General features: G+C 71.0%; 21 protein-coding genes. 9 read left to right on the top strand and 12 right to left on the bottom strand.

Translation table 11 applies throughout. The features are described 5' to 3' along the window. Window positions 1-144: 144 nt before the first annotated feature. Complete coding sequence (locus LADH09A_RS09040; protein WP_238644417.1) at window positions 145-2985, top strand: ATP-binding protein; 2841 nt, start codon at window positions 145-147, stop codon at window positions 2983-2985. Window positions 2986-3124: 139 nt separating this feature from the next. On the opposite strand, the gene LADH09A_RS09045 is transcribed toward LADH09A_RS09040, so the two are convergent. Together LADH09A_RS09045 and LADH09A_RS09050 are read right to left on the bottom strand one after the other, a co-directional pair. Then, the gene (locus tag LADH09A_RS09045) at window positions 3125-3664 is read right to left on the bottom strand and encodes a phospholipase (protein ID WP_238644418.1); all 540 of its coding nucleotides are present in this window, start codon (window positions 3662-3664) and stop codon (window positions 3125-3127) included. A 179-nt stretch (window positions 3665-3843) separates the two neighbouring features. Further along, window positions 3844-5511, bottom strand: a complete 1668-nt coding sequence (locus LADH09A_RS09050) for a glycoside hydrolase family 10-like protein (RefSeq protein WP_238644419.1) — start codon at window positions 5509-5511, stop codon at window positions 3844-3846. A 203-nt stretch (window positions 5512-5714) separates the two neighbouring features. On the opposite strand from LADH09A_RS09050, the gene LADH09A_RS09055 reads away from it, so the two are divergent. Continuing rightward, complete coding sequence (locus tag LADH09A_RS09055) at window positions 5715-7211, top strand: amino acid permease (RefSeq protein WP_238644420.1); 1497 nt, start codon at window positions 5715-5717, stop codon at window positions 7209-7211. Between the two features lie 49 nt (window positions 7212-7260). Here the strand turns inward: LADH09A_RS09055 and LADH09A_RS09060 are convergent, their stop codons facing one another. The 5 genes from LADH09A_RS09060 to arfA form a co-directional block, all read right to left on the bottom strand. Further along, window positions 7261-8289 (bottom strand): glycoside hydrolase family 43 protein, encoded by a 1029-nt coding sequence (locus LADH09A_RS09060; protein WP_238644421.1) that lies wholly within the window; start codon window positions 8287-8289, stop codon window positions 7261-7263. Further along, window positions 8286-9143, bottom strand: a complete 858-nt coding sequence (locus tag LADH09A_RS09065) for a carbohydrate ABC transporter permease (RefSeq protein WP_238644422.1) — start codon at window positions 9141-9143, stop codon at window positions 8286-8288. The genes LADH09A_RS09060 and LADH09A_RS09065 overlap by 4 nt, the downstream gene beginning before the upstream one ends. Before the next feature lie 10 nt (window positions 9144-9153). Then, window positions 9154-10119 (bottom strand): carbohydrate ABC transporter permease, encoded by a 966-nt coding sequence (locus tag LADH09A_RS31865; RefSeq protein WP_141911281.1) that lies wholly within the window; start codon window positions 10117-10119, stop codon window positions 9154-9156. A gap of 6 nt (window positions 10120-10125) precedes the next feature. Continuing rightward, a complete protein-coding gene (locus tag LADH09A_RS09075; RefSeq protein ID WP_238644423.1) occupies window positions 10126-11454 on the bottom strand; it encodes an ABC transporter substrate-binding protein in 1329 nt (442 codons plus the stop codon). Between the two features lie 61 nt (window positions 11455-11515). Next, entirely contained in the window at window positions 11516-13030 is a 1515-nt protein-coding gene (arfA, locus tag LADH09A_RS09080) for an arabinosylfuranosidase ArfA (protein WP_238644424.1), read from the bottom strand. A gap of 147 nt (window positions 13031-13177) precedes the next feature. Between arfA and LADH09A_RS09085 the strand changes: the two genes are divergently transcribed. Continuing rightward, on the top strand, window positions 13178-14185 hold the full coding sequence (locus LADH09A_RS09085) for a LacI family DNA-binding transcriptional regulator (RefSeq protein ID WP_238644425.1): 1008 nt from the start codon (window positions 13178-13180) through the stop codon (window positions 14183-14185). A 16-nt stretch (window positions 14186-14201) separates the two neighbouring features. Here LADH09A_RS09085 and LADH09A_RS09090 read toward each other — a convergent pair whose 3' ends face one another. The 3 genes from LADH09A_RS09090 to LADH09A_RS09100 all read right to left on the bottom strand — a co-directional run bounded on the left by LADH09A_RS09090 (window position 14202) and on the right by LADH09A_RS09100 (window position 17116). Further along, window positions 14202-14927 carry a methyltransferase domain-containing protein gene (locus LADH09A_RS09090; protein WP_238644426.1) on the bottom strand — a complete coding sequence of 242 codons (726 nt, stop codon included), beginning with the start codon at window positions 14925-14927 and terminating at the stop codon, window positions 14202-14204. Window positions 14928-15131: 204 nt separating this feature from the next. Beyond that, window positions 15132-15440 carry a hypothetical protein gene (locus LADH09A_RS09095; protein WP_238644427.1) on the bottom strand — a complete coding sequence of 103 codons (309 nt, stop codon included), beginning with the start codon at window positions 15438-15440 and terminating at the stop codon, window positions 15132-15134. Between the two features lie 38 nt (window positions 15441-15478). Beyond that, window positions 15479-17116, bottom strand: a complete 1638-nt coding sequence (locus tag LADH09A_RS09100; protein WP_238644428.1) for an ABC-F family ATP-binding cassette domain-containing protein — start codon at window positions 17114-17116, stop codon at window positions 15479-15481. Between the two features lie 62 nt (window positions 17117-17178). Here LADH09A_RS09100 and LADH09A_RS09105 point away from each other — a divergent pair, with 62 nt between their 5' ends. From LADH09A_RS09105 to LADH09A_RS09115, 3 genes are all read left to right on the top strand, one after another. Then, the gene (locus LADH09A_RS09105) at window positions 17179-17949 is read left to right on the top strand and encodes an ROK family protein (protein ID WP_238644429.1); all 771 of its coding nucleotides are present in this window, start codon (window positions 17179-17181) and stop codon (window positions 17947-17949) included. A gap of 111 nt (window positions 17950-18060) precedes the next feature. After that, complete coding sequence (locus LADH09A_RS09110) at window positions 18061-18429, top strand: tetratricopeptide repeat protein (RefSeq protein ID WP_238644430.1); 369 nt, start codon at window positions 18061-18063, stop codon at window positions 18427-18429. 138 nt (window positions 18430-18567) lie between these two features. Beyond that, on the top strand, window positions 18568-18822 hold the full coding sequence (locus LADH09A_RS09115) for a Smr/MutS family protein (protein ID WP_007465523.1): 255 nt from the start codon (window positions 18568-18570) through the stop codon (window positions 18820-18822). Between the two features lie 63 nt (window positions 18823-18885). On the opposite strand, the gene LADH09A_RS09120 is transcribed toward LADH09A_RS09115, so the two are convergent. Further along, the gene (locus LADH09A_RS09120; RefSeq protein ID WP_238644431.1) at window positions 18886-19293 is read right to left on the bottom strand and encodes a hypothetical protein; all 408 of its coding nucleotides are present in this window, start codon (window positions 19291-19293) and stop codon (window positions 18886-18888) included. Window positions 19294-19996: 703 nt separating this feature from the next. Here LADH09A_RS09120 and LADH09A_RS09125 point away from each other — a divergent pair. Continuing rightward, on the top strand, window positions 19997-20797 hold the full coding sequence (locus LADH09A_RS09125) for a 2OG-Fe(II)-dependent halogenase WelO5 family protein (protein ID WP_238644432.1): 801 nt from the start codon (window positions 19997-19999) through the stop codon (window positions 20795-20797). 17 nt (window positions 20798-20814) lie between these two features. After that, window positions 20815-21756, top strand: a complete 942-nt coding sequence (locus LADH09A_RS09130; protein WP_238644433.1) for a threonine/serine dehydratase — start codon at window positions 20815-20817, stop codon at window positions 21754-21756. A 4-nt stretch (window positions 21757-21760) separates the two neighbouring features. Here the strand turns inward: LADH09A_RS09130 and LADH09A_RS09135 are convergent, their stop codons facing one another. Then, complete coding sequence (locus LADH09A_RS09135) at window positions 21761-23911, bottom strand: tetratricopeptide repeat protein (RefSeq protein WP_238644434.1); 2151 nt, start codon at window positions 23909-23911, stop codon at window positions 21761-21763. 282 nt (window positions 23912-24193) lie between these two features. On the opposite strand from LADH09A_RS09135, the gene LADH09A_RS09140 reads away from it, so the two are divergent. Then, the gene (locus LADH09A_RS09140; protein WP_238644435.1) at window positions 24194-24682 is read left to right on the top strand and encodes a hypothetical protein; all 489 of its coding nucleotides are present in this window, start codon (window positions 24194-24196) and stop codon (window positions 24680-24682) included. Window positions 24683-24694: the final 12 nt, after the last annotated feature.

Genomic DNA, 24694 nt, shown 5'->3' on the forward strand with positions numbered 1-24694 from the left:
GTTCGCCGCCGCCTGGTGGACAGTCCTTGCCGGGAGCGGATCCGAGTGGCACCTTGAGGCGGCACCTGCCCGGCCGTTCTCACGATGTGTGATCGCTCGGATTCAGGCAGCATGAATCCGACGTCACGGGCGGAGGTTCCACGCATGTCGCCACGGATCCAGCTGCCGAGCGGTTGGGTGACCTTCGTGTTCACCGATATCGAGGGCTCGACCCGGCTGGCCCAACTGCTCGGTCCGGACTACCGACCGGTGCTCGCCGAGCACCGGCGGTTGCTGCGTCGGACGCTGGCCAGCACGGGTGGCGCGGAGCTGCTGACCGAGGGCGACTCGTTCTTCCTGGCCTTCGAGGACGCCGCGGCGGCGCTGACCGCCTGTCTGACCGCCCAACGGGCACTGTCCAGCCACGACTGGCCCACCTCGGAGGCCGCGCCCCGGGTGCGGATGGGCCTGCACACCGGTTACGCCGAGCCGCGCGACGGCGAGTACGCCAGCCCCGAGGTGCACCGGGCCGCCCGGGTGGCCGCCGCCGCCCACGGTGGGCAGGTGCTCTGCTCGGCGTCCACCGCCCGTCGGGCCGAGCCGTTGCCGCCCGGTGCGACCCTGCTCGACCTGGGCCTGCACCGGTTGCGCGGCTTCGACGACCGGGAGCGGCTGTTCCAACTCGTCGCGCCCGGCCTGGAGCGGCAGTTCCCCCGGCCCCGCACCGCCGACACGGTGCCGCACAACCTGCCGACCCAGGTGACCTCGTTCGTCGGTCGGCAGACCGAGCGCGTCGAGCTGGGCCTGTTGGTGCGGCAACACCGCCTGGTCACCGTGCTGGGTGCGGGCGGCGCAGGCAAGACCCGCCTCGCGGTGGAGCTGGCCAGCGGCGTCGTCGAGGCGTACCCGGACGGGGTCTGGTTCGTCGACATCGCCGCGGTGACCGACCCGGGGCTGGTGGCGTTCGCGATCGCCGCGGTGCTCGGCCTGCGACCCGAGCCGGGCCGGCCGATGCTGGACACCCTGGTCGAGTACGCGGCCAACCGCCGTATGCTGGTCGTGCTGGACACCTGCGACACGCAACCGTCCGCCTGCGCGGAGGTGATCGCGCGGCTGCTGTCCGGTGGGAGCGGCGTACGGGTGCTGGCCACCAGTCGGGAGTCGTTCAGCCTGCCGGGCGAGGTGGTGTGGCGGATCCCGCCGCTCTCGGTCGACCCACGGCCGGACGGCGCGGAGAGCGACGCGGTGGCGCTCCTGCTGGACCGGACGGCGGCGGCGCGCGGCGGTCGGAAGCCGGACCCGGCCGAGTCGGCCGATCTGCGCCGGGTCGTGCAGCGGCTCGACGGGTTGCCGCTGGCCATCGAGTTGGCCGCCGCCCGACTGCGGGTGCTCTCCGTCGGCCAGCTCGCCGAGCGACTGGACGATGTGCTCGGCACCTTGGACGCTGGCCGGGACGACCCGGAACCTCCGCCGGTCGAGCGGGGCTGGTCCGGCAACCAGCAGGACACCGTGGACCTGGTCGCCGCGGCGTCCGGAGCGTCACCGCCCAGTCCGGCAAGCAGGGCGGTGCATCGCTCGGCCACCGAGCGGCACCTGACCATGCAGGCCACCGTCACCTGGTCGTACCGGACACTGGGGCCTCGGGCCGCCCGCCTCCTGCGCTGGCTGGCTGTCTTCGCCGGGCCGGTGGATCTGGCGACGGTGGAGTGGCTGCTCGGCGACGACCCACTGGACCCGCTCTCGGTGCTGGTGGACAAATCGATGGTCCTGGCCGAACCGCGGGCGGCGGGCAGCACCTACCGGATGCTCGACCCCATCCGGGCGTACGCGGCGCGGCGGTTGGCGGAGGCGGGCGAGGAGCAGGCCGCCCGGAACCGGCACGTCGCCTGGTCGGCGCACGCGCTGGGTAAGGCGCACCTGGGCCAGGACGGTCGGCCCGTCACGCTGTCGTTGTATGCCCTGGACCCACTCGCCGGGGAGCTGCGCGCGGCGCTGCGCTGGTGCGCCACCGGCGGCAGTGCCCGTGCCGGTCTCGGTCTGGCCGGTGGCCTGGACCAGTGGTGGCTGGAGCGGGGTCTGGCCCGGGAGGGGCGGCTGTGGCTGTTCCGGTTGTACGGGCGGATTGCCGAGACGGGCGAGCGGATCCCGGAGGCGGAGCTGGCGGCGGCGTACCACATGCACTCCCTGCACGCCGGCGCCGACGGCGAGTTCGCGGAGGAGCTGCGCTACTCCCAGCGCGCGGAGGCTGCCGCCCGGCAGGCCGGTGACGCCGGGTTGCTGGCCCGGGTGCTCGCCGGCAGGGCCGCGCCACTGGTCGACATGGGGCAGTTCGCCGAGGCCGAGCGGGTGTGCCGGGAGGTCATCGACTGGGCGCACGGGCAGGACGTCGTCGGCGAAGCGTTGTTCGCGGTGTTCAGCCTGGCCGAGCTGCTCTGGCGGCGGGGTGCCCTGGAGGAGGCTGCCGACCTGCTCGGGGCGGTCCGCCCGGTGGAGGCGACCCGGCCGGTGGAGCGGGGCCGGCGTTCGGTGGACATGCTGCTCGGGATGGTCGCGCTGGCCCGGGGCGACGTCGTCGCCGCACACGAGCACCTGCTGGTGGCGTTGCGTTCTCGGATGGGTCACGGCTACCACGGCCGGGCGTGCGACACGTTGAACGCGGTCGCGGTGCGCTGCGCCATCGGCGGGGACCGGTTGACCGCTGCTCGCCTGTTCGGTGCGGCGCAGGCCACCCGGGCGAGTATGCGGGCGACCCCGGGCATCTACGGCGGCTACTGGGCGGAACAGCAGGCGCAACTGCGTACGGTGCTGGGCGACACGGCCTTCGACGACGCGTACGGCGAGGGCGCCGAGTTGGGGCTGGACGAGGCAGCGGCGCTGGCCCTCGACGTGGAACACCCGGACCTGGCGGCCGACTCGACCCGCTTCAGCACCGGCCTGTCGCAGCCAACCCCCCGCCGTCCCGCCGACCCGGACCGCCACCCGGCCACCCGAACCGAACGCGCCTAACCCAACCCCAACCCCCAACCCCACCCGTCGTTGTTGATCATGAAGTTATTGCTACGACACGCCGGGCGGACGGGCAATAACTTCATGATCAACGGACGAGGGGTGGGGGTGGGGGTGGGGGTGGGAAAGCAGGGTGGGGTTAGGCGCGGGCTGCTGCTTCGGCTTCGGCTTGGGCCTTCATTCGGGCGGCGCGGTCGATGTCGGCCTGCTTCACGGCCGCCACCGAACCGAAGACGCTGACCGCCTGGTAGTAGGTCCAGGCCAGGCTGTAGCAGGCCGGTCGGACGACCGCGTTGTACGTGGTGCAGACGCGCTTCAGGTCCTCGTAGAAGGCGCTGTCCAGGCGGGACTTGTTGGCGGGGAACTGGCCGACCGCCTTGTAGTTGCGGTAGCCGAAGTCGTGCCGGTAGCAGCCCAGGTTGAAGGTGAAGCCGAGCGGGTTGTCCGGGCTGGACGAGCAGTAGTCGGTGGACCAGTTGAAGTTGTACTCGGCCCAGGGGGCCCGGTTGACCCGGGCACTGTTCCAGGAGTTGTAGCTGGATGCGCTGGTCTGCGTCCAGCTGGACAGCACGGACAGCTTCTGGGCGGGGGTGACGGCGGCGGCGGGGGAGGCGATGGCGAGGGTGGCGAGCAGCGCGAGCGCGCCCGAGGTGAACAGGGTGGCGAGACGTCGGGGCACGGGTTACCTCCGCGGGGTGGGCGGGTGGGACGGAAGTTACCGGCGGGTCACCGGATGTCGATCAGTTTCGATCAACTGATCAACTGCTCGGTATGTGCCGCGCCAACTATTGGTGACATGCGTTCAAACAGACGAATGCCCCGGCCGCGCGGGGCGACCGGGGCATTCGGGAGTACGGGTCAGCGCAGGACGAATGCCGGCGGGCTGGCCGGGCTCTCGTTGGCCGACCGGTCGAGCGCGGTCAGTTGGTAGGTGTAGCGCTTACCGGGCACGGCCGACGTGTCCACCCAGGACTGCGCGCCGCCGGGCGTGGCCCGGACGGTGTCGACCAGGTGCGCGGCGTCCGCCGTGCCACACCGGCCGGGCAGGGTGGTGCCGTCGAACCGGTAGATCGCGTACGAGGTGGCGGTGCCGAGTGGCCGCACACCGTCCGCCGGTTGACGCCAGGTCAGCCGTACTCCGTCGGCCTGTCGGGCCGCCTTGGTGACCACCGGGAAGAGCAGCGGCCTGGCCGGCAGGTGCGTCATGGCCGGCACCAGCGCGGGCCGGGAGTAGTGGTCGGCGGCGTAGATGTCGGTGGCGCCGAGCCGGTTGGCCCGCACCTGGACGGCGGAGAAGTGCACGTTGCCCTGCACCTCCGGGTACGACCGGTTGAGCGTCAGGTGGTCGGACAGCTCACGCGGGTTCTGCCAGAACGGCCCGTACGCCGGGTCGCCGCTCTTGTAGTCGGCCTGGCCGATGTAGAGCTGCACGCGGGTGCCGCGCACCGTCTCGGCCCACCACGGGACGAGTCGGGCGTAGTCGGCGGCCGGGTACTGGCCGATGTACCAGTAGAGCTGCGGCACCACGTAGTCGATCCACTCCTGCTTGACCCACTTACGGGTGTCGGCGGAGATGATGTCGTACGACTGGCTGCCGGTGGTGTCCGAGCCGAGCGGGTCGGCGGTCTGGTTGCGCCAGATGCCGAACGGGCTGACCCCGAACTTCACCCACGGCTTCGCCGCCTTGATCCTGCCGCTCATCTCCTGGATCAGCAGGTTGATGTTGTCCCGCCGCCAGTCCGCCCGGTCGGTGAAGCCCCGGTTGTGGGCGGCGAAGGTGGCGTCGTCGGGGACCTGGTAGGTGCCACTGGGGTACGGGTAGAAGTAGTCGTCGAAGTGCACGCCGTCGATGTCGTACCGGCTGACCGCGTCCATCATCGCGGTCTGCACGAACTCGCGTACCTCGGGAATGCCGGGGTTGTAGTAGAGCCGGCTGCCGGCCACGCCGGCCGGCGGGTAGGCGAAGGTCCAGTCGGGGTGCTGCCGGGCCGGGTGGCCGGGCGCGAGCTGGGTGAGGTCCGCGCCGGCGCCGCCGGGGGCTGGCATGGAGACGCGGTACGGGTTGAACCAGGCGTGGAACTCCAGGTTGCGCTTGTGCGCCTCGTCGACGAGGAAGGCCAGCGGGTCCCAGCCGGGATCCTGCCCACGGGTGCCGGTCAGGTACTCCGACCAGGGCTCGTACGGGGAGGGCCAGAGGGCGTCGGCGGTGGGCCGGACCTGCACCACGACGGCGTTGTGGTGCAGTCGGTCGGCAAGGTCGAGCAGTTCCCGATATTCGGCCTGCTGGGCGGCGACCCGGTCCGGGCTGGTCTGGGATGCCTTGCTGGGCCAGTCGATGTTGACCACCGACGAGATCCACATGGCCCGGAACTGCCGCTTCGGCGTGGCCGGGTCGGTGGTGCAGGTGGTGCTGGAGGTGCCGGTGGTGCTGGTGGCGTCGGGTGCCGCGTGTGCGGGGGTGGCGGCGACGAGGCTGCCGAACAGGGCGGTGATCAGCCCGGCGGCTGCGAGGCGGGTTGGCTTCATGCGGTGTGTCCCTCCGTTGGGGCTCCCGTGTGATGAGCGCGGCACCTTCGGCAAGATTCGCCGATGGCTATCTACCGCTGGTAGGAAATTTTCACAATCGGGCCGTTCCCGCAAGGGTCAGTGGTTGACCATTCCCGCCGCTGGGTAGCAACGCCGGTCACCGGCCGCCGCGGAGGTGGTCGCACGGTGGGAGGGGTGAGCGCATGTCCGTGCTGCGGACAAAACCGATCAAGGACGTGATAGCCCAGGGTGAGGCCGACGGCAGCGACGGCCAGCTCGGGCTGAAGAGACGGCTCGGCGCGGTCGACCTCACCGGCTTCGGCATCGGCATCGTGATCGGCACCGGCATCTTCACCCTCACCGGGATCGAGGCCCGCGACAGCGCCGGACCGGGCGTGGTGATCTCCTTCGCCATCGCCGGCGTGGTGGCCCTGCTGGCCGCGCTCTGCTACGCCGAGCTGGCCTCCAGCGTGCCGACCGCGGGCAGCGCCTACACCTACGCGTACGCCACGATGGGCGAGATCGTCGCCTGGATCATCGGCTGGGACCTGCTGCTGGAGTTCGCGCTCGGCGCCGCCGTGGTGGCCCGCGGCTGGTCCGGCTACCTGGCCGAACTGCTCGACCTGCCGACCCGCTGGTTCGGCGAGGAGGGCAGCACCGTCAACGTCGGTGCCATCGCCATCGTGCTGATCCTCGGCATCGTCGCGATCGTCGGCATCCGGGAGTCCGCCCGGATCACCAACCTGCTGGTGCTGGTCAAGGTGGCCATCTGCGTCTTCGTGGTGGTGGCCGGCCTGTTCTTCGTCAAGGCCGCCAACCTCACCCCGTTCATCCCGCCGGCCGAGCCCGCGGGCAGCGGCGACGACGGCATCAAGCAGCCGGTCACGCAGGCGCTCTTCGGGCTGGAGCCGTCCGTCTTCGGCTTCGTCGGGGTGCTCAGCGCCGCCGCGGTGGTCTTCTTCGCGTACACCGGCTTCGAGGCCGTGGCCAACCTGGGTGAGGAGACGAAGAAGCCCAAGCGGGACCTCACCCTGGGTCTGCTCGGCACCCTGCTGATCTCCACCGTGCTGTACATCGGCGTCTCGCTGGTGGTGGTCGGGATGGTGCCCTACACCGAGATCGACCGGGGCGCCCCGATCGCGTCGGCGTTCGAGTCGGTCGGCGCGGGCTGGGCGGCCGTGCTGGTCTCCATCGCCGCGGTCGCCGGCCTGACCAGCGTCATCCTGGTCGACCTGGTGGCGATGGGCCGGATCGGGTTCGCCATCGCCCGGGACGGGCTGATCCCGCCCTCGATCGCGAAGGTGCACCCGCGCTGGGGCACCCCGTACCGGATCTCCGCGATCATGACGGTGGCGGTCGCGCTGCTGGCCGGTTTCCTGCCGCTGTCCGCGCTGGCCGACCTGGTGAGTATCGGCGCGCTCTGCGCGTTCGTGCTCGTGTCGGTCGCGGTGCCGATCCTGCGCCGCAAGCGCCCGGACCTGGAGCGGCCGTTCCGGGTGCCGTTCTCCCCGGTGCTGCCGATCGTCTCCGCGCTGGCCTGCTTCTACCTGATGCTCAACCTGTCGGTGGAGACCTGGCTGCGGTTCCTGGCCTGGATGCTGCTCGGCGCGCTGATCTACTTCGGTTACGGCCACCGCCGCAACCGGCTGGCCCAGCACGAGCCGGCGGTCGCCCCGGCCCCGCGCGAGCCGACCAACTGACCGACACGTGCGGAAGGGCCCCAGCCCCGGGGCCCTCCGCACGGTCAGCTCAGGGGCGGGGCTGCGGCGTGGCCGTCGGGCCCTTGACGACCGGCCTGCCGTCGACCCAGGTCACCTCGTCGAGCCACACCTGCCGACCCGGGTCGGTGCTGCCCTCCTGGCCGGGCGGCCAGGCGTGGTACAGCAGCCAGGTCCGCCCGTCCCTGACCACCATCGACGCGTGGCCGGGGCCCGAGGCGGCCTCGTTGCTCTTCAGGATCGGGTTCTCGGCGGCCTTCACACACGGGCCGGTCGGGCCCTCGCAGACCGCGTAGCCCTCGGCGTACTCCGCCTTGTCGTACGCGTTGGCGGCGAAGAAGAGCAGCAGCCGACCGTCCTGACGGTGGAAGAACGGCCCCTCGATGAGGGTGCCCTCCCAGGGCTCGGTCTGCTTCAGCAGCTTCGTCGGCTCGCCGACGAGGGTCAGGCCGTCGTCGGCGAGGCGCTGCGAGAAGAGCCAGGTGTCCACCCCTATCGCGTTGCCGTCGTTCTTCCACAGCAGCCACAGGCTGCCGTCGGTGTCCCGGTACGGGCTGGCGTCGATCGCCCCGCCCAGGTCTGCCTGGCAGATCAGCGGGCCGTCAGAGTCGTCGGAGTACGGCCCCTGCGGCGCGCTGGCCACGGCCCGCCCGACGCACTGCCGCCCGGCTTCCCGGCCGGCGACCGTGTAGTAGAGCAGGAACCTGTCCGGTGCGAGCTGGACCGCCTCGGGCGCCCAGGTTTTGCCGGCGTCCGCCCAGTCGGGCAGCGTCGGCAGGGCATCACCGGCCTCGGTCCATTCCACCAGGTCGGTCGAGGTGAGCACCGGGACGTTGCGGCCGCCGGAGTTGGTGTGGAACAGGTACCAGGTGTCGCCCACCTGGATCGCCTGCGGGTCCGGGGCGTCGGTCTTCACGACCGGGTTGGTGAACACGCTGGAGTCGCTCCCGCTGCTCGTGGTGGGGGTGGGTTCGATGTCGTCGGAACAGCCCGCGACGAGCAACGCGGCGGCGAGAACGATCGCCGCCGCGCCACGTCGCCGGGCGGTCGTACGCGTCATCCCTTCAGACCGCTGCGGGAGACACCCTGGATGATGTGCCGCTGGGCCAGCACGAAGAGGATCAGCACCGGCAGGCTGGCCAGCACGGCACCCGCCATGATCACCGGGTAGTCGGTGACGTACGAGCCCTGGAGCAGGCCCAGGCCCGGCGGCAGGGTGAGCTTCTCCGGGCTGAACAGCACGAAGATCGGCCAGAGGAAGTCGTTCCAGTTGGTGAGGAACGACAGCACGGCCAGGGTGGCCAGCGCCGGCCTGGACAGCGGCAGCACCACCTTGTAGAAGATCTGCCACTGGTTGGCGCCGTCCAGCGTGGCGGCCTCCTCCAGCTCGTTCGGCAGGGAGAGGAAGAACTGCCGCAGGAAGAACACCCCGAACGCGCTGGCCGCGCCGGGCACCACGACCACGGCGAGGGTGTCGATCCAGTTGAGCTGGTCGACGATCAGGAAGTTCGGGATGATCAGCGAGGTCGGCGGGATGAACAGCGTCCCGACGATCAGCGCGAAGGTGACCCCGCGCCCCCGGAACTTCAGCCGGGCCAGGGAGTACGCGGCCATCGAGGCGGTCACCAGCACCAGCGCCGAGTGCAGCGTGGCGGCCACCATGCTGTTGAGGAACCAGCGCAGCACCGGGTTCGCCGAGTTGTTGAGGATCTGCTCGTAGCCGTAACCGGCAAGCGGGTTCGGCAGCCAGCTCGGTGGGATCTGCTGGGCGGCGGTGTAGGTCTTCAGCGAGGTGATGACCATCCACACCAGCGGGACCAGGAAGATCAGGGCCAGGGCGACCAGGGTGGCGTAGAGCCCGACCCGGCGCAGCCCCGGTGTGGGGCCGTCGGTGGTCGGCGTGGGCGTCGTCATGGCGGTCCCCTCAGTCTTCCTTGTAGCGGAAGAGGCGGAAGTTGGCGATGCTCACGACCGCCAGCAGCAGCGCGAACACGATGCTCATCGCGGCGGCGCGACCGGCGTTGTTGTTGCGCAGGCCCTCCTCGACGATGAACCACACCACCGTGCGGGTCTCCGTGCCGGGCGTCCCCTGGGTGATCAGGAACGACTGGCCGAACATGTTCGCCGAGGCGAGCACGGTCGTCGTGATCACGAAGAGCAGCACCGGCCGCAGCCCGGGAAGGGTGACGTTGCGGAATCGCTGCCACGCGTTCGCGCCGTCCATCCGGGCCGCCTCGTACAGCTCCGGCGAGATGTCCTGGAGGCCGGCCAGGTAGATCACCGCGTTGAAGCCGGAGGTCCACCAGACGGTCACCCCGACCAGCGAGATCCACGCCCACGGCATGTTCGTCACCCAGGGGGTGTCCGACGGCAACCCGACCACGCCGAGGAGCCGGTTGACCAGGCCCAGGTTGGCGTCGAGCAGGAACCGCCAGAGCAGGCCGATCACCGCGACACCGAGCACGTACGGCGCGAAGTAGATCGCCCGGAAGAACGTGCGGCCCGGGAAGGAGCGGTTGAGCAGCAGTGCCAACCCCAGCGGTACGACCACCAGCAGCGGCACCGACAGCACCGTGAAGATCGCGGTGGCCCGGATGCTCTGCCACCAGTCGCCGTAGACGGCGGAGTCGCTGGAGAAGAGCTGCTTGTAGTTGTCCAACCCGACGAACGGCCGGTTGGGCAGTTGGAAGTCCCACTGGTGCACGCTCAGCCAGAGGCCGAGGATGATCGGCAGCAGGCCGAACACCCCGAACAGGACCAGGTAGGGGGCGAGGAACAGATATGGCGTCGCCCGTCCGGTCCGACCCGCCGAGGCGGCCCGGCGGGCTGCTTTGGCCGCCGGGGGCGGCGCGTCACCGCGCGCCGCCCCGACCTCGATCACGTCCGCCACGGGGTATCAGCTCCCGTACTTCTTGCGGTTGTCCTCGAGCTGCTTGTTGGCCTTCGCCACACCGTCGTCGAGTGCCTGCTTGGGCGACTTCTTGCCCAGCGCGGCCTCGTTGAAGGAGTTGTAGAAGGTGGTCATGACCTCGCCGAGACCCGGGGCCGCCGGCGGGAACGCCGCGTACTCCAGCTCGGGGGCGAGCGACGAGATCTCCGGCAGCGCCTTGAACTCGGCGCCCTCGCGGACGGCCTTACGGGCCGGCACCTGGCCGCCCTTCGCCCAGTCCAGCGAGTGCTCGCTGAGCCAGTTGATGAAGACCTTCGCGCCGGAGACCTTGTTGGCGTCGTTGGCCCGCTGCTTCACGATGGTGAAGTTGTGCGAGTTGGCCCACGCGGCCGGCTTGCTGCCGATCTGCGGGAGCGGGGCGACGCCCCACTGCACCTCGGGGCTCTTCTTCAGATCGTTGATCTGCCAGATGCCGTTCCAGGTGAAGGCGTTCTTGCCGCTCTTGAACGACAGGTAGTCGGCGTCCTGACCGACGTTGGCCGGCGAGAAGCCCTGCTTGATCATGTCGACCAGCCAGGTGCACGCCTCGACCGCCGGGTCCGAGTTGAAGGTGGCCTTGGCGACCTCGGCGTCGAACAGGGTGGCGCCCCACTGGTTGAGCAGCGAGTAGAAGGTCATGCCGCCGGTGAACTGGAACGGGCTGACCCAGAAGCCCTGGATGCCGGCCTTCTTCAGCTCGGTCAGCGCGGCGACGTAGTCGTCCTTGGTCGTCGGCGGCTTGTTCGGGTCCAGGCCGGCCTTCTGCATGACGCTCTTGTTGTAGTAGAAGCCCAGCGGGTGCATGTCCAGGGGGATGCCGTACCGCTTGTTGTTGTAGAGCCCGCCCTTCCACACCGTGGGGGCGAAGTCGCCCTCGGCGAGCTCCAGGTTCTTGGCCACGTCGTCCAGCTCGGTGATCACGCCGCGGGCGGCGAAGGTGGCGAGCTGGTCCATGTGCATGACCGCGATGTCCGGGCCGTTGCCGCTGGAGGCCGCGCCGGGGAGCTTGTTGTAGTAGTCCTCCCACTGGTACGTGGCCACCGACACGGCGATGTTCTTGTGCTCGGTGTTGAACTGGTTCACCAGCGTCTTGAAGATCTCGCCGTCACCGCCGGTGAAGCCGTTCCACAGCTTCAGGTCCACCTTGGGGCCGGTGTACTCCTTGCCCCCGTTGCCCGCGGCCGGGCCGGAGGCGCTGTCGTCGCTGCCGCAGCCCGCGAGCGTCAGCGAGGCCGCGGCGCCGAGTCCGAGACCGAGGCCGAGCAGGCGACGCCGGCTCATGTCGTTCTGGATCATGCTTTATCTCTCCTTGAGGGGGAACGGAATGAATTGTGCCTGCTCAGAACCGGTGTGACACCTACGCGTTGGCCGGGCCGAAGCGGAGCACGCTCCAGGACACGGCGGGCAGGCGCACGGTGCACCGGCCGCCGTCGGGGGTGGGGGTGGGCAGATCCCGAGGCGTCACCCGGTCGGGGTCGGCCTCGGTGTTCGTCGCCGACGGGTCGGACCCGGCAGCGATGCTCTGGAAGGAATAACCGGATAGTCCTGGCAGACCGCGCAAATCGATGTCCAATGCGAGGTCCGTCTGGTCCCGGTTGACCGCGAACACGGTCAGCTCGCCGGTCTCCTCGTCGTGCACGGCGACGGTGTCGAGCACCGGCACGTCCCCGTACTTCTTCGTGTCGTAGCGCGGCGACACCGGGTCGGTGCGCAGCACGGTGCCCCGGGCGTACCGGGCGGTCAGCGCGAAGGGGTGGAAGATGCTCTGCCGCCAGGCCGGGCCGCCGTTGCGGGTGCGGATCGGCGCGATCACGTTGGCCAGCTGGGCCTGCGCGGCCACCCCGACCCGGTCCGCGTGGCGCAGCAGGGTGATCAGCAGGTCGCCGACGACCACCGCGTCGACGGCGGTGAAGTCGTCCTCGATCAGCGCCGGGGCCTCGACCCAGCCGCGCCGGTCCAGGTCGGCCTGGAGGCGGGACTCGTACCAGACGTTCCACTCGTCGAAGGAGATCTTCAGCTTGCGCTTGTGCCGCTGCTTGGCGGCCACGTGGTCGGCGGTCGCGACCACCTCGGTGATGAAGTTGTCCATGTCGACGGCCGAGGCCAGGATGCTGGCCTGGTCGCCGTCGGACGGGTCGTAGTAGGTGTGCGCCGAGATGTAGTCGACGTGCTCGTAGGTGTGCTCCAGCACCGTCGCCTCCCAGGAGGCGAAGGTGGGCATCCGCCGGTTGGAGCTGCCGCAGGCGATCAGGCTGATCGACGGGTCGATCATCTTCATCGCGCGGGCGGCCTCGGCGGCGACGCGGCCGTACTCGTCGGCGGTCTTGTGGCCGACCTGCCACGGGCCGTCCATCTCGTTGCCCAGGCACCACAGCCGCACCCCGTACGGGTCCTCGGCGCCGTGCTTGCGTCGCAGGTCGGACAGCTCCGTGCCGCCCGGGTGGTTGGCGTACTCCAGCAGGTCCAGTGCCTCCTGGACCCCGCGCGTGCCGAGGTTGACCGCCATCATCGGCTCGACGCCGGCCTCGGCGGCCCAGGTCATGAACTCGTCCAGCCCGAACGCGTTGGTCTCGATCGTCTTCCAGGCCAGGTCGAGCCGGCGGGGCCGGTTGCCGACCGGGCCGACCCCGTCCTCCCAGCGGTAGCCGGAGACGAAGTTGCCGCCCGGGTAGCGGACCACCGAGACGCCCAGCTCACGGGTCAGGTCCAGCACGTCGCGGCGCAGGCCGCGGGAGTCGGCGTTGGGGTGGCCGGGCTCGTAGATGCCGCCGTAGACGCACCGCCCCATGTGCTCGACGAATGAGCCGAAGAGGCGTCGGTCGGCCGGGCCGATGGAGAAGGCCGGGTCGATCGTCAGCTGCGCGGTCCGCAAGGGGGTGCCACCTTTCCTCGTGCCGATGCCCGGGTGAGCGCGGTCACCGTTCACCCGGTGTCCATCGTTTCTACAACGTTGTAGGCAACGTTGTAAAGGGCTGATGACGAGGTATGGTGCGCTGGGTTACATCGGGGAGGTTGCGGAGTGCGACACAGGCTCAAGGACGTGGCCGAACGGGCCGGGGTGTCGGTGAAGACCGTCTCCAACGTCGTCAACGGCTACGTGCACGTTCGGCCGGACACCCGTGCCCGGGTCGAAGAGGCGATCGCCGAGCTCAACTACCGGCCCAACCTCTCGGCCCGCCACCTGCGCAAGGGTCGCACCGGCGTGATCGCGCTCGCCGTACCGGAACTGGACATCCCGTACTTCGCCGAGCTGGCCCGCTACGTGGTCAACGCCGCCGCCGCCTACGGCTGGACGGTGCTGATCGACCAGACCGGCGGTCGGCGGGAGCAGGAACGGGTCGTCGCCTCCGGCATCACGGACCACCTGATCGACGGGCTCATCTTCAGCCCGTTGGCGCTCACCGCCGAGGACCTGGCCGGTCTGGACGGTACGCCCATGGTGCTGCTCGGCGAGCGGGTCGAGCATGGCCCCGCCGATCGCGTGGTGATCGACAACGTGACCGCGGCCCGGGAGATCACCGCCCACCTGATCCGGCTCGGCCACCGCCGGATCGCGGCCATCGGCTCCCAGCGCACCGACGAGGGCGCCAGCGCCCGACTGCGGCTGGCCGGCTACACCGACGCGCTGCGCGCCGCCGGGCTCGACTACGACGAAACCCTGGTGGCGCCCGCGGCAGCCTGGCACCGCGCCGACGGCGCGGCCGCCATGCAGGGCCTGCTCACCTCCGGCGTACGCCCCGACGCCGTCTTCTGCTTCAACGACACGCTCGCCCTGGGTGCCCTCCGCGCCCTGCACGAGGCCGGTCTGCGGGTGCCCGAGGACGTGGCCGTGGTCGGCTTCGACGACATCGAGGACGGCCGGTTCTCCATCCCCACCCTGAGCACCGTCGCCCCGGACAAGGAGAAGATCGCCCAACTGGCCGTCGAACTCCTCGCCAACCGCCTGGACGGCGACCGCACCGCCCCGGCGAGAGAGGTCTCCGCCCCCTACCGCCTGGAGATCCGCGAATCCACCGGGGCCCGCTGACCCGGCACCGGGCCCGTCAGTCGAAGAAGCGGGCCAGGTGGGATTTCGGGGCGGTCTCGGCGTCCGGCGGGAGTGGGGTCAGGTCGGCGAAGATCGAGGCGCCGTCGCAGCCCGCGTGCAGGGGATACCACCGTGGGGTGCCCGGTGGACGGCCCTGACAGATCCCCTTGAACGTCTGCACGTCCATCAGCCGGACGTGGGTCGGGTCGGCGACGGCGTTCACATGCCCCCACCAGGGGCTCATCACGTGCAGCACGCCACCCGGCCGCAGCACCCGGTGGCACTCGTCCACCAGCGGCAGGAAGTCGATCAGGTGCTCCAGGATGTGCACCGCGAACAGGACGTCCACCGAGTTGTCCGCCAGTGGCAGCGAGCCGGACAGGTCCGCCACCGCGTTCACCCCCGGCGCCGGGTAGATGTCCAGCCCCAGGTTGCTCGACCACTGCTTGGTCGGCCCGCAACCGAGGTCCACGACCACTGGCGCCCGCCCTCCGATGCCGACCCGGCACCAGACGCCGTAGACGCCGGCCAGCCGCCCCACCAGGTCCCGTACCAGCCGCAACTGTGTCGGCTCGGCGACGTCCCCGCTGAGATGGGCCACCCCCCGGTCGAACCGCACCTCCACCGCAAGACCCCGCAGCCGGTCGTCGTGCCGAGCCTGGTCCGCCCATGCCTGGGCGAGGGAATCGTCAATCGCCCGCAGCCGGTCGGCCGAGGGCGGAGTCAGTGCCAAAGCGACCATTCGGGCCACCTCCCGCCGCGCGATACCCGCAATCGCGCCCGGTATGCCCCGCTCGTCCACGTCCGTCGTCTGCTCGGGCGCGGCGAGCGACGGGCGTGTCGCGGCCCCGCGGGCAGAAGGCGATGAGCGCTATACCTCTGAGGCATAAATATGACTCACAGGTATACCGCTCAACAGGGACACCGGCCCCGCGCCCGGGCCGGGTCAGCCCGAGAGGGTACGTCGGCCGCCGCGCATCCGTTGGCGGGGCGGCGGCTCGGCGGGCTTCGGCCGCTTGAGGTGATAGCGGTGCAACTCGTGGTTGCCGGGCAGGGACGGGTCCTCGCTCATCGCGACCAGTTCCCAGCCCTGGTCGCCGGCCCGGTTCAGGTGGGCCAGCGAGGTGTCGCCGTACGGCGTCACGTCGACCATCGAGCCGTCCGGGCCGTACCAGACGAAGACGACCTCCCAGCCGAGGTCGTTGGTCGCCGCCTGGCGGCGGCGGACCAGCAGGGCGTACTCCCACTTGAGCATGGCGTCATTCTCACCCCGGGCCGGCCCGCTGGCACGGATCAATCCTCGGCGATCCGCCCGCCGTCGACGCGCAGCCGCCGGTTCGTCTCGATGGCGGCCAGCATCCGCCGGTCGTGGGTGACCAGCAGCAGCGTCCCGGGGTAGCTGGCCAGCGCCGACTCAAGCTGCTCGATGGCGGGCAGGTCCAGGTGGTTGGTGGGCTCGTCGAGCACCAGCAGGTTGACCCCGCGGCCCTGGAGCAGAGCCAGCGCCGCCCGGGTCCGCTCACCGGGGGAGAGGGTGGCCGCCGGTCGCGGCACGTGCGCCGCGCGCAGCCCGAACTTGGCCAGCAGGGTCCGCGCGTCCGCCGGCGACATGTGGGGTACGGCCGCGTGGAACGCGTCGATCAGCGGCGCGTCGCCGAGGAACAGCCCTCGGGCCTGGTCCACCTCGCCGATCACGACACCGGGCCCGAGTGCGGCGGTGCCGGCGTCCAGCGGCAGTCGGCCCAGCAGCGCGGCCAGCAGGGTGGACTTGCCCGAGCCGTTCGCCCCGGTCACCGCCACCCGGTCCGCCCAGTCGATCTGGAGGTCGACCGGGCCGAGGGTGAACCCGCCCCGACGTACCACCGCACCTCGCAGCGTGGCCACGACGGCGCCGGCGCGGGGGGCGGCGGCGATCTCCATCCGCAGCTCCCACTCCTTGCGCGGCTCCTCGACCACGTCGAGCCGTTCGATCAGCCGCTCGGTCTGCTTGGCCTTCGCGGCCTGCTTCTCGCTCGACTCGCTCCGGAACTTGCGGCCGATCTTGTCGTTGTCGGTGGCCTTGCGGCGGGCGTTCTTCACGCCCTTCTCCATCCACCCACGCTGGGTGCGGGCCCGCGCCTCCAGCCCGGCCTTGGTGTCGGCGTACTCCTCGAAGTCGGCGCGGGCGTGCCGGCGCGCGACCTCGCGCTCCTCCAGGTAGGCCGCGTAGCCGCCGCCGTAGTGGTGCACCTGCTGCTGCGGCAGGTCCAGCTCCAGAATGCGGGTCACCGTGCGGGTGAGGAACTCGCGGTCGTGGCTGACCAGCACCGTGCCGGCGCGCAACCCGGTGACGAACTCCTCCAGGCGCTCCAGCCCGGCCAGGTCCAGGTCGTTGGTCGGCTCGTCCAGCAGGAACACGTCATAGCGGCTGAGCAGCAGCGACGCCAGCCCGGCCCGGGCCGCCTGGCCGCCGGACAACCCGGTCGTCGGGTGATCCAGGTCCACCGCGAGCCCCAGGTCGGCGCTCACCTGCTCGGCGCGTTCGTCCAGGTCCGCGCCGCCGAGGGCGAGCCAGCGCTCCAGCGCGTCGCCGTACGCGTCGTCGGCGCCGGCCGCCCCGGCGGTCAACGCCTCGGTCGCCGCGTCCAACGCCGCCTGCGCGGCGGTCACCCCGGTCCGTCGGGCCAGGAAGTCCCGTACCGTCTCGCCCGGTCGCCGCTCCGGCTCCTGCGGCAGGTGCCCGACGCTCGCGGTGGGTGGGCTGAGCCGCACGCTGCCGGCCTCGACCGGCAACAACCCGGCGAGGGTACGCAGCAGCGTCGACTTGCCGGCCCCGTTCGGCCCGACCAGGCCGATCACGTCACCGGGGGCGACCACCAGGTCCAATCCGGCGAACAGCGGGCGGTCGCCGTGCCCGGCTGCCAGGTCCTTGACGATCATCGTGGCGCTCATCAGGACGGCAGCCTATCCGGCCCCCCGCATACGAGCGGCCGGCAGCGGGCAGACTCAACGACGTGGTGACCACACTGGCGATCGACTGTGGCGGCGGAGGCATCAAGGCCTCCGTGCTCGACGAGGCGGGAACGATGCGGGCCCGGCCCTTGCGGGTGCCCACGCCGTACCCGCTGCCGCCTGCGCTCTTCGTCCAGACCCTGCGGGATCTGGGCGGGCGCCTGCCGACGGCGGACCGGCTGACCGTCGGCGTACCCGGGATGATCCGGCACGGGGTGGTGGTCGCCACGCCGCACTACGTGACTCGCAGCGGCCCCCGCAGTCGCGTCGACCCGGACCTGCTGGCCGAGTGGTCCGGCTGGGACGCGCGGGGCGCGCTGGCGGACGCCTTCGGGGTGCCGGCGCTGGTGCTCAACGACGCCGAGGTGCACGGCGCCGGGGTGGTCGCCGGCACCGGCTGCGAGCTGGTGCTGACGCTGGGCACCGGGCTGGGCAGCGCGCTCTTCGACGGCGGGGTGCTCGCACCGCACCTGGAGCTGTCGCACGCGCCGGTGCGCTGGGGCACCACCTACGACACGTACGTGGGTGAGCCGGAACGCCGACGGCTCGGTGACGCCTTCTGGTCCCGCCGCATCCGGCAGGTGGTCGACGGGCTCCGCCCGGTGTTCCGCTGGGACCGGCTCTACCTGGGCGGGGGCAACTCCCGGCTGATCCGGCCCGAGCAGCTGGCCCGGATGGGCGACGACGTGGTGGTGGTGCCGAACACGGCCGGAATCGTGGGCGGTGTCCGTGCGTGGGAGCTTTCCGTCGGCCGCCGGGACGCCCGCACCTGACCCCAGGATGGCCGCACCTGACCCGATCGCGACTGCCGGGAACAGTCGCCAAACGCGCGGTGTTGTGCCAGCGTCGGAACAGGTGACGGTGCGACCCGAGGGGGTGGGCAGATGGATCTTCTGGCGGACTACCGGCGGGCGACCATGTTCTTCGAAACCGGTGACCCGAGCGGAGCGGCCCGACTGCTGGAGCCGATCGTCGACGCCGAACCCGGCAACACGGCCGTTCGGCAGTTGCTGGCTCGGGCGTACTTCCAGTCGGCGCAGCTCAACCGCGCCGAGGAGCACCTGCGGGAGCTGGTCGACCGGGACCCGAGCGACCACTACTCGCACCACGTGCTCGGTCGGACGCTGGAGCGGCTGAACCGGCACAACGACGCGCTGCGGCACCTGCGGATCGCCGCGGCGATGTACGCGACCAACGACGACTACCGGATCGCGCTGGAGCGGGTGGAGACCCGGGTGGGCGGCACACGCTGAGCGTGCACCGGTGACGTGGCAGGGGCGGTCCTCCGGGGCCGCCCCTGCTGTCGTCCGGGCCCGCCGCAGGCCGGCCAGTCCTCGTGAAACGGGCCCTAGGATGGCGGACATGGGACCTGACCGGCCGGGGACTGCGGCATGAAGCTCAAGCTGGACCTGCACGAGATCTTCAACAAGGGCCAGGACATCGACCGGGCGTTGCGCGGGATCATGGACGAGGCGGTGGCGAAGAAGGCCACCCTCGTCGAGATCATCCCCGGCAAGGGGTCCGGTCAGCTCAAGAAGCGGGTGCTGCGGTTCCTCGACCAGAAGGACGTCAAGCAGCTCTACCACCGCGTGGAGAAGGACTCGAAGAACTTCGGCCGGCTCTTCGTGCACTTTCGCTGGAAGTAGCGCGGGCGCGACCTGCGGCTCCGGGTCACTGTCGATGTCCTCGTGGGTAGGTCCCCGCCATGCTCACTGGCGAGCCCAGCTGATGAGTTCTCTGGCGCCGGTGGCGGTGATGGTGTCGGGGTCCTGGGCCAGGGCGTCGCAGAGACTGAGGAAGTCGTCCACGGTGCCGCTGACCTGGCCGAGCCAGTCGGGCATGAGGTAGTTCACGACGCTGTCGTGGAGGTGGTAGAGATGATCGAGGCCGATGTTCATGAGGTCCTGAGCGGCGGTGGTTGCTCGTGCGACCAGTCGAGTGCCGTGGATGTCATTGCGGCGTAGCAGGGCCAGGCAGGTCGCTTCGACGACGGCGGTGTCGCCGCGGTCGAGGAGGAGCCGCTGGAGGATGTCGGCGATGGCGTCCTGGTGGGCCCAGGCGGCGAGCTGTCCTCCTGCGGTGGCCCGGGTTGACCAGTCCGGGCTGTTGGCGGCCATGATCGTTTCCTGGAGTGGGGCAGAGGACTGCACGTGCCCAGATTTCCATACGCGCCGTGCGATCGACTCGCACGGAGGCGTGGCGCACGCCGCGGGTGCTGGCAATCTTGGACACTTTCCGTTCGCCGCGCACGGAAACTGTCCAAGATCTCGTGTGCGCAGCCCTGCAAGCGGGCAACGGCAGCCGAGATGGGAGAGCGCCCAGCGGTGCGTGGCGTTGACAGCGTCATCGCCGGACTGTCCGCTGTCGCGACAGCGACGTCAGCCCGCGAGAGCTTCCGGGCGGGAGCCGTGGCCGGCGGGGCGGCGGGACCAGCACTGCGGGCGCTGTCGCACAGCCAGCTCCAAGGCCTGATGATCGGACTCGATCATTTCCCGGGCTATTCGACGCGCCATTTCCAGACGGTCGGCGTGCATGTCAAGATCCGTCGGGCCCGCGCCAGCCATATCGAACTCCTCGTCAGCGTTCGAACTAGTCGCATCATCCGTCAGGGCGGAAACCGTCACCATTCCCCGATCGGTGGAAAGGCCCCGCCGGACGGCTCGGTGTCGCGTACCCCGGTTGCGCCGATGGTATCGGCGGCCCCACCATCCCGCGTGAAACTGCGGAACCCCGCCTTGCCGTTGGTGGGTACATTGCACGGTGCGCGGAGCGGGGGGCGCGACATGTCCGGTGAGGGATCTTCGTTACGGGAGGACCGCCGTGCGGCATTCGAGCAGGACCGATCCGTTGTTCGTCGCCGTCGAGTCAGACTCGCTCACCCGTGCGGACGTCGCCGGGCTGATCGCGGGACGGCTGGCCGCCATCCGGGTGCCGGGGCTGCTGTCCGCGGCCCGCTGTCACGCGATCACGGCCGCGCTCGCCGACGCGCCGATGGACTCCTACGACGAGAGCCGGGTCTTTCCCGTCGTCGCCAAGTTCGGCCCGGCCATCAACGACCACCGCGTTGCCGGTGAGCTGCGCGAGGACTACTGGGACGCGGCCCGCGCGGCCGACAAGAGCTGGTCCACGCTGGGCCTGCCGGACTCGCCACGGGAGCTGTGCCTGGCCGCGTTCCGGGCCGCCTGGCCGGACGTCGCACCCGGGCGGCGGCAGGGCCGGGAGATGCACGTGGGCATCGTCCGCGAGATCAACGCCGGCCTCCAGGTGCACTACGACGACGCGATCCGGGAGTACGCCGGGCGACTGCTCGACGGTGACGTGGTGGCGCAGTTGGCGTTCAACATCTACATCCGGGTGCCTCCCGCCGGTGGCGAGACGGTGCTGTGGCGGCGGCGCTGGCAGCCGGGCGACGAGACCCTGCGGATTCCCGGCGGGTACGGCTACGACGAGTCGGTGGCCGCCGACACGCAGTCCCTGACACTGCGGCCCACGCTCGGGGAGGGCTTTCTGTTCGACCCCCGCAACTTTCACACGGTGCGTCCGGCGACGGATGGCCGACGGATCTCCATAGGATGTTTTGTCGGGCTCACCGACGATGGCCGACTGGCCCTCTGGTCGTAGTGAAGGGGCGTTTCCCCATGGTGGACAGAAACGACGTCGAGGCGGCTGCGGCACTTGTCGAGGGGCGGGTCCGGGAAACGCCGGTCGTCGCCGTCGACGGCGCCGACCTGGGTGTGCCCGGGCTGCTCAGCCTCAAACTGGAGTTGCACCAGCACACCGGCTCGTTCAAGCCGCGCGGCGCGTTCAACCGGATGCTCCAGGGGGCCTTGCCGGCGGCCGGGGTGATCGCCGCGTCGGGCGGCAACCACGGCCTCGCGGTGGCCTACGCGGCCCGGTCGCTGGGCGTTGCGGCGGAGGTCTTCGTGCCGGTCACCGCCTCGCCGGTGAAGGTGCAGCGGCTGGCCGGGCTGGGCGCACAGGTCCGCCAGGTCGGTCAGCACTACGCCGAGGCGTTGGCGGCGAGCACACAGCGGGCCGGGGAGACCGGCGCGTTGGTCGTGCACGCGTACGACCAGCCGGAGGTGGTGGCCGGTCAGGGCACCGTCGGCCGGGAGCTGGAGCGGCAGGTGGACGGGATCGACACCGTGCTGGTGGCGGTCGGCGGCGGTGGGCTGGTGTCCGGCATCGCCAGTTGGTTCGACGGGTCGGTACGTGTCGTCGCCGTCGAGCCCGAGCAGATCCCCACCCTGCACTCGGCGCTCAAGGCGGGTCGGCCGGTCGACATCGAGGTGGGTGGCATCGCCACGGACTCGCTGGGCGCCCGCCGTATCGGTGAGATCGCCTACGACACCGCCCGCCGGACCGGGGTGGTCTCCGTGCTGGTCCGTGACGAGGACCTGGTGCGGGCGCGCCGGCTGCTCTGGTCGGAGCTGCGGGTCGCGGCCGAGTTGGGTGGCGCAGCCGCGCTGGCCGCGCTGGTCGGCGGGGCGTACGTGCCGCAGCCGGGGGAGCGGGTCGCGGTGATCATCTGTGGCGGCAACACCGACCCGAGCGACCTGGGCCCGGCCGCGCCGCACTGACCCGTCAGTCGCCGTCGCGCAGGCGGCGCAGGGCGTGCTCCACCTGGAGGGTGTCCAAGTGGGTGTCCCCGAGCAGTCGCCGGCGATCGGCCAGCAACTGCTCGTACGCCTCGATCGCCGGGTCGAGTCGCCCGTCGAGCAGGAGCACCGCGGCCAGGGTGGCCCGGATGGCGAGCACCTCGCTGCGGTCGGCGTGCCGGGGCTCCACGGTGGCCAGGGTGGCCCGCAGCTCGGCCTCCGCCTCGGTGAGCCGGCCCTGCTCCTGCAGACAGCGGGCCAGCGTGTGACGGGCCTGCCAGGTCTCCGGTTGGTTGAGCGGCCAGGTGCGGTATCGGACCTCCAGGATGGCGTGCAGCATCTCCTCGGCCTCGGCTGCCCGTTGCTGGGCGAGCACCGCCAGCGCCAGGCTGTGCCGCACGATCATGGTGTCCCAGTGCTCCGGGCCGCGGACCTGGTCCTCCGCGGCGACGATCTGCCGCAGCTCCGTCTCGGCCTCCGGCCACTGCCGCTGCGCCATGATCGCCTTGGTGAGCTTGTGTCGGCTGGCGAGGGTGTCCGCGTCGTCGCTGCCCAGCACCCGGGTGCGGTCGGCGATCACGTCGCGGAGCACCCGGTCGGCCATCTCCGGCTGGTTGCGTTCCAGCCAGGTACGGCCCAACTCGTGACGCAGCGCCAGCACCTGCGGCCGGTCCGGGTCGTGGTCGTACGCGGCGCAGCCCCGCACGATCGGGTCGAGGATGTCGAAGGCCGAGCCGGGTAGGCCGACCGCGATGAGGTAGCGGGCGGTGAGCCGGGTCAGCTCCAGTGCGCGGCGTACCGTCTCGGGGTCGTGCTTGTGGTTCTGCGGCACGAGGTATTCGCGCACCGCCTCGACCAGGTGCGGCACCAGCACGTCCCAGTTGGCCCAGGCCGCCGAGTCGTCCGGGCTCTGCCCCTCGGTGGCGGCGAGCAGCAGCTTCATGACCAGCGCGTGGTACTCGGCAATCTGCTCACGGACCTCGTCGCGGTCGCGGAACATCGCGTGCACCAGCGGGTGCAGCGACAGCACGTGCGCGAACGCCGGGTCGGTGACCTCTTCGCTGACGTCGAAGTCGACCAGGGCGAGGTCGGCGATGCCCTCCAGCACCCGCACCCGTTGCTGACCGGTGAGCCCCTTGAAGAGTGGTGACTCGGCCAGGATGGCCGGCTTGAGCACCACCTCGTAGGGCACCGGGGAGACGCTCAGGCAGGCCAGCACGTTGAGCAGCGGCCGGCTCTGCTGGAGGTGACGGCGGGTCAGCAGGTCCAGGGAGAGGTCGTCGACCTCGCGGACGATCTCCAGGCCGAGTGACTCGTCGAGGTCGACGTCGGCGGCGTTGCGTGGTGAGCGGAACCGGCGCTGCACGGCCGTGCGGTAGTCGGCGAAGGTGGTGATGGTGGACGAGCCGCGCCAGACCGGGCTGGCGTTGACCGACCGCAGGTAGTTGCCGGCGGCGCGCAGGGCGAGGGGTAACCCGCCCAGCTCCCGCGCGAGCTCCCGGGCGGCGGCCGAGCCGCCGGCCTGCGGGCCGGCCCGGTCGATCAGCACCTGCGCGCCGGCCTCGGCGTCGAGTGGGCGCACCTGGTGCAGCGTCGACCAGGTGCCCCAGGTGGCCCGGTTGCCGTCCCGGGTGGTCACCAGGACCACGCCGTCGTCGGCCTCCGGGCGGCGCAGCCACCCGGTGCCGTCGGCGAGGACCCCGTCGGTGGGGCCCAGGGTGGCGGGCTCGTCCGCGCTGTCGAAGATCAGCAACCAGGGCTGCGCGGCCTGGTTGAGATAGCGCCACACCAGGTCGGTCGCGCTGATCATCCCGGCCCAGGCCTGGTCGACCTGGCTCTCCGATGCGCCGAGCTGGCTGACCACCTCCCGCATCCCGGAGTTGAGCCGCCCGGCCTGCACCCACCAGACGGTCCGGCCGTCGGCCCGGGCGCGGCGGGCGATCTCCAGGGCGACGTGGCTCTTTCCCGAGCCGCCCATGCCGCAGAGGATGTGCACCGAGGGCTGCTCCCCGCCGTCTTCCCCCGGCAGCGTGATCTCGTCGATCAGGTCGTCACGGCCGTGCAGCGGGCTGTCCAGTCGCCCGAGCGGTGGGTCGACGGAGACGCGGCTCGGCCGGTCGTACGCGGGCCGGGGCACGCCGGCATCCTCGGGTGGAACGTCCGCAGTCAATGCGGTCCCCCTTCGGTGGCGAAAGTGCAGTGGCCCGGCGACGCGAAGATCCTGTCCACTTGGTGGACAGTCGGAGGGATTGTCGCCGGCACCACGTCAACCGCAAGGGTATCCACCGCCGTGCTGGGTTGCACACTCTCCGTTTAGGCCGCCGAGGTGACCGTAATCGGCGTCCGGATTCCCATTTCGCGGTCGAATCCAGCCGATCCGCCGTGCTCGGCGCTGGACAGGCGCATCCACGATGGACTCATGAACTGGTCGCCAATCCAGGACGTGATCGACTGGGGTTCCGTGCCGGACTGGTTCGGTGCGGTCGGCTCCATCGCCAGTGTGCTCTTCGTCTACCTGGGACTGCGCCGGGAAATCCGCGCCCGGCGCACCGATGACCTGCGGACCCGGGCCAGCCAGGCCCGGTTGGTGTCGGCGGTGGCCGAGATCCGGGGCACCTCGGTGCTGCGGGTGGCCGTGGCCAACGAGAGCGACGCACCGGTGCTGGACGTTGCGGTGCTGGCGCGGCTGGTCCCGTCCGACGACCCGGACGGCCCACCCGTCGAGCTGGCCGCGGCGAAACAGGTCCGCCGCATACCCGGCCGGGAAAGTGCGGACATCTTCGTCACCGTCACGCCCGCGCACCGGCTACGCCCGGCCGACACCGTTCTGGTGGAGCTCACGTTCACCGATCACGACGGAAATCGCTGGCACCGAATCGGCGCCGGTCAACCCGAACCGGTGGGCTGAGCGCATTCATCC

The sequence above is a fragment of the Micromonospora cabrerizensis genome (assembly GCF_022230955.1).
In the GTDB taxonomy this organism is placed as follows: Bacteria; Actinomycetota; Actinomycetes; order Mycobacteriales; family Micromonosporaceae; genus Micromonospora; species Micromonospora cabrerizensis.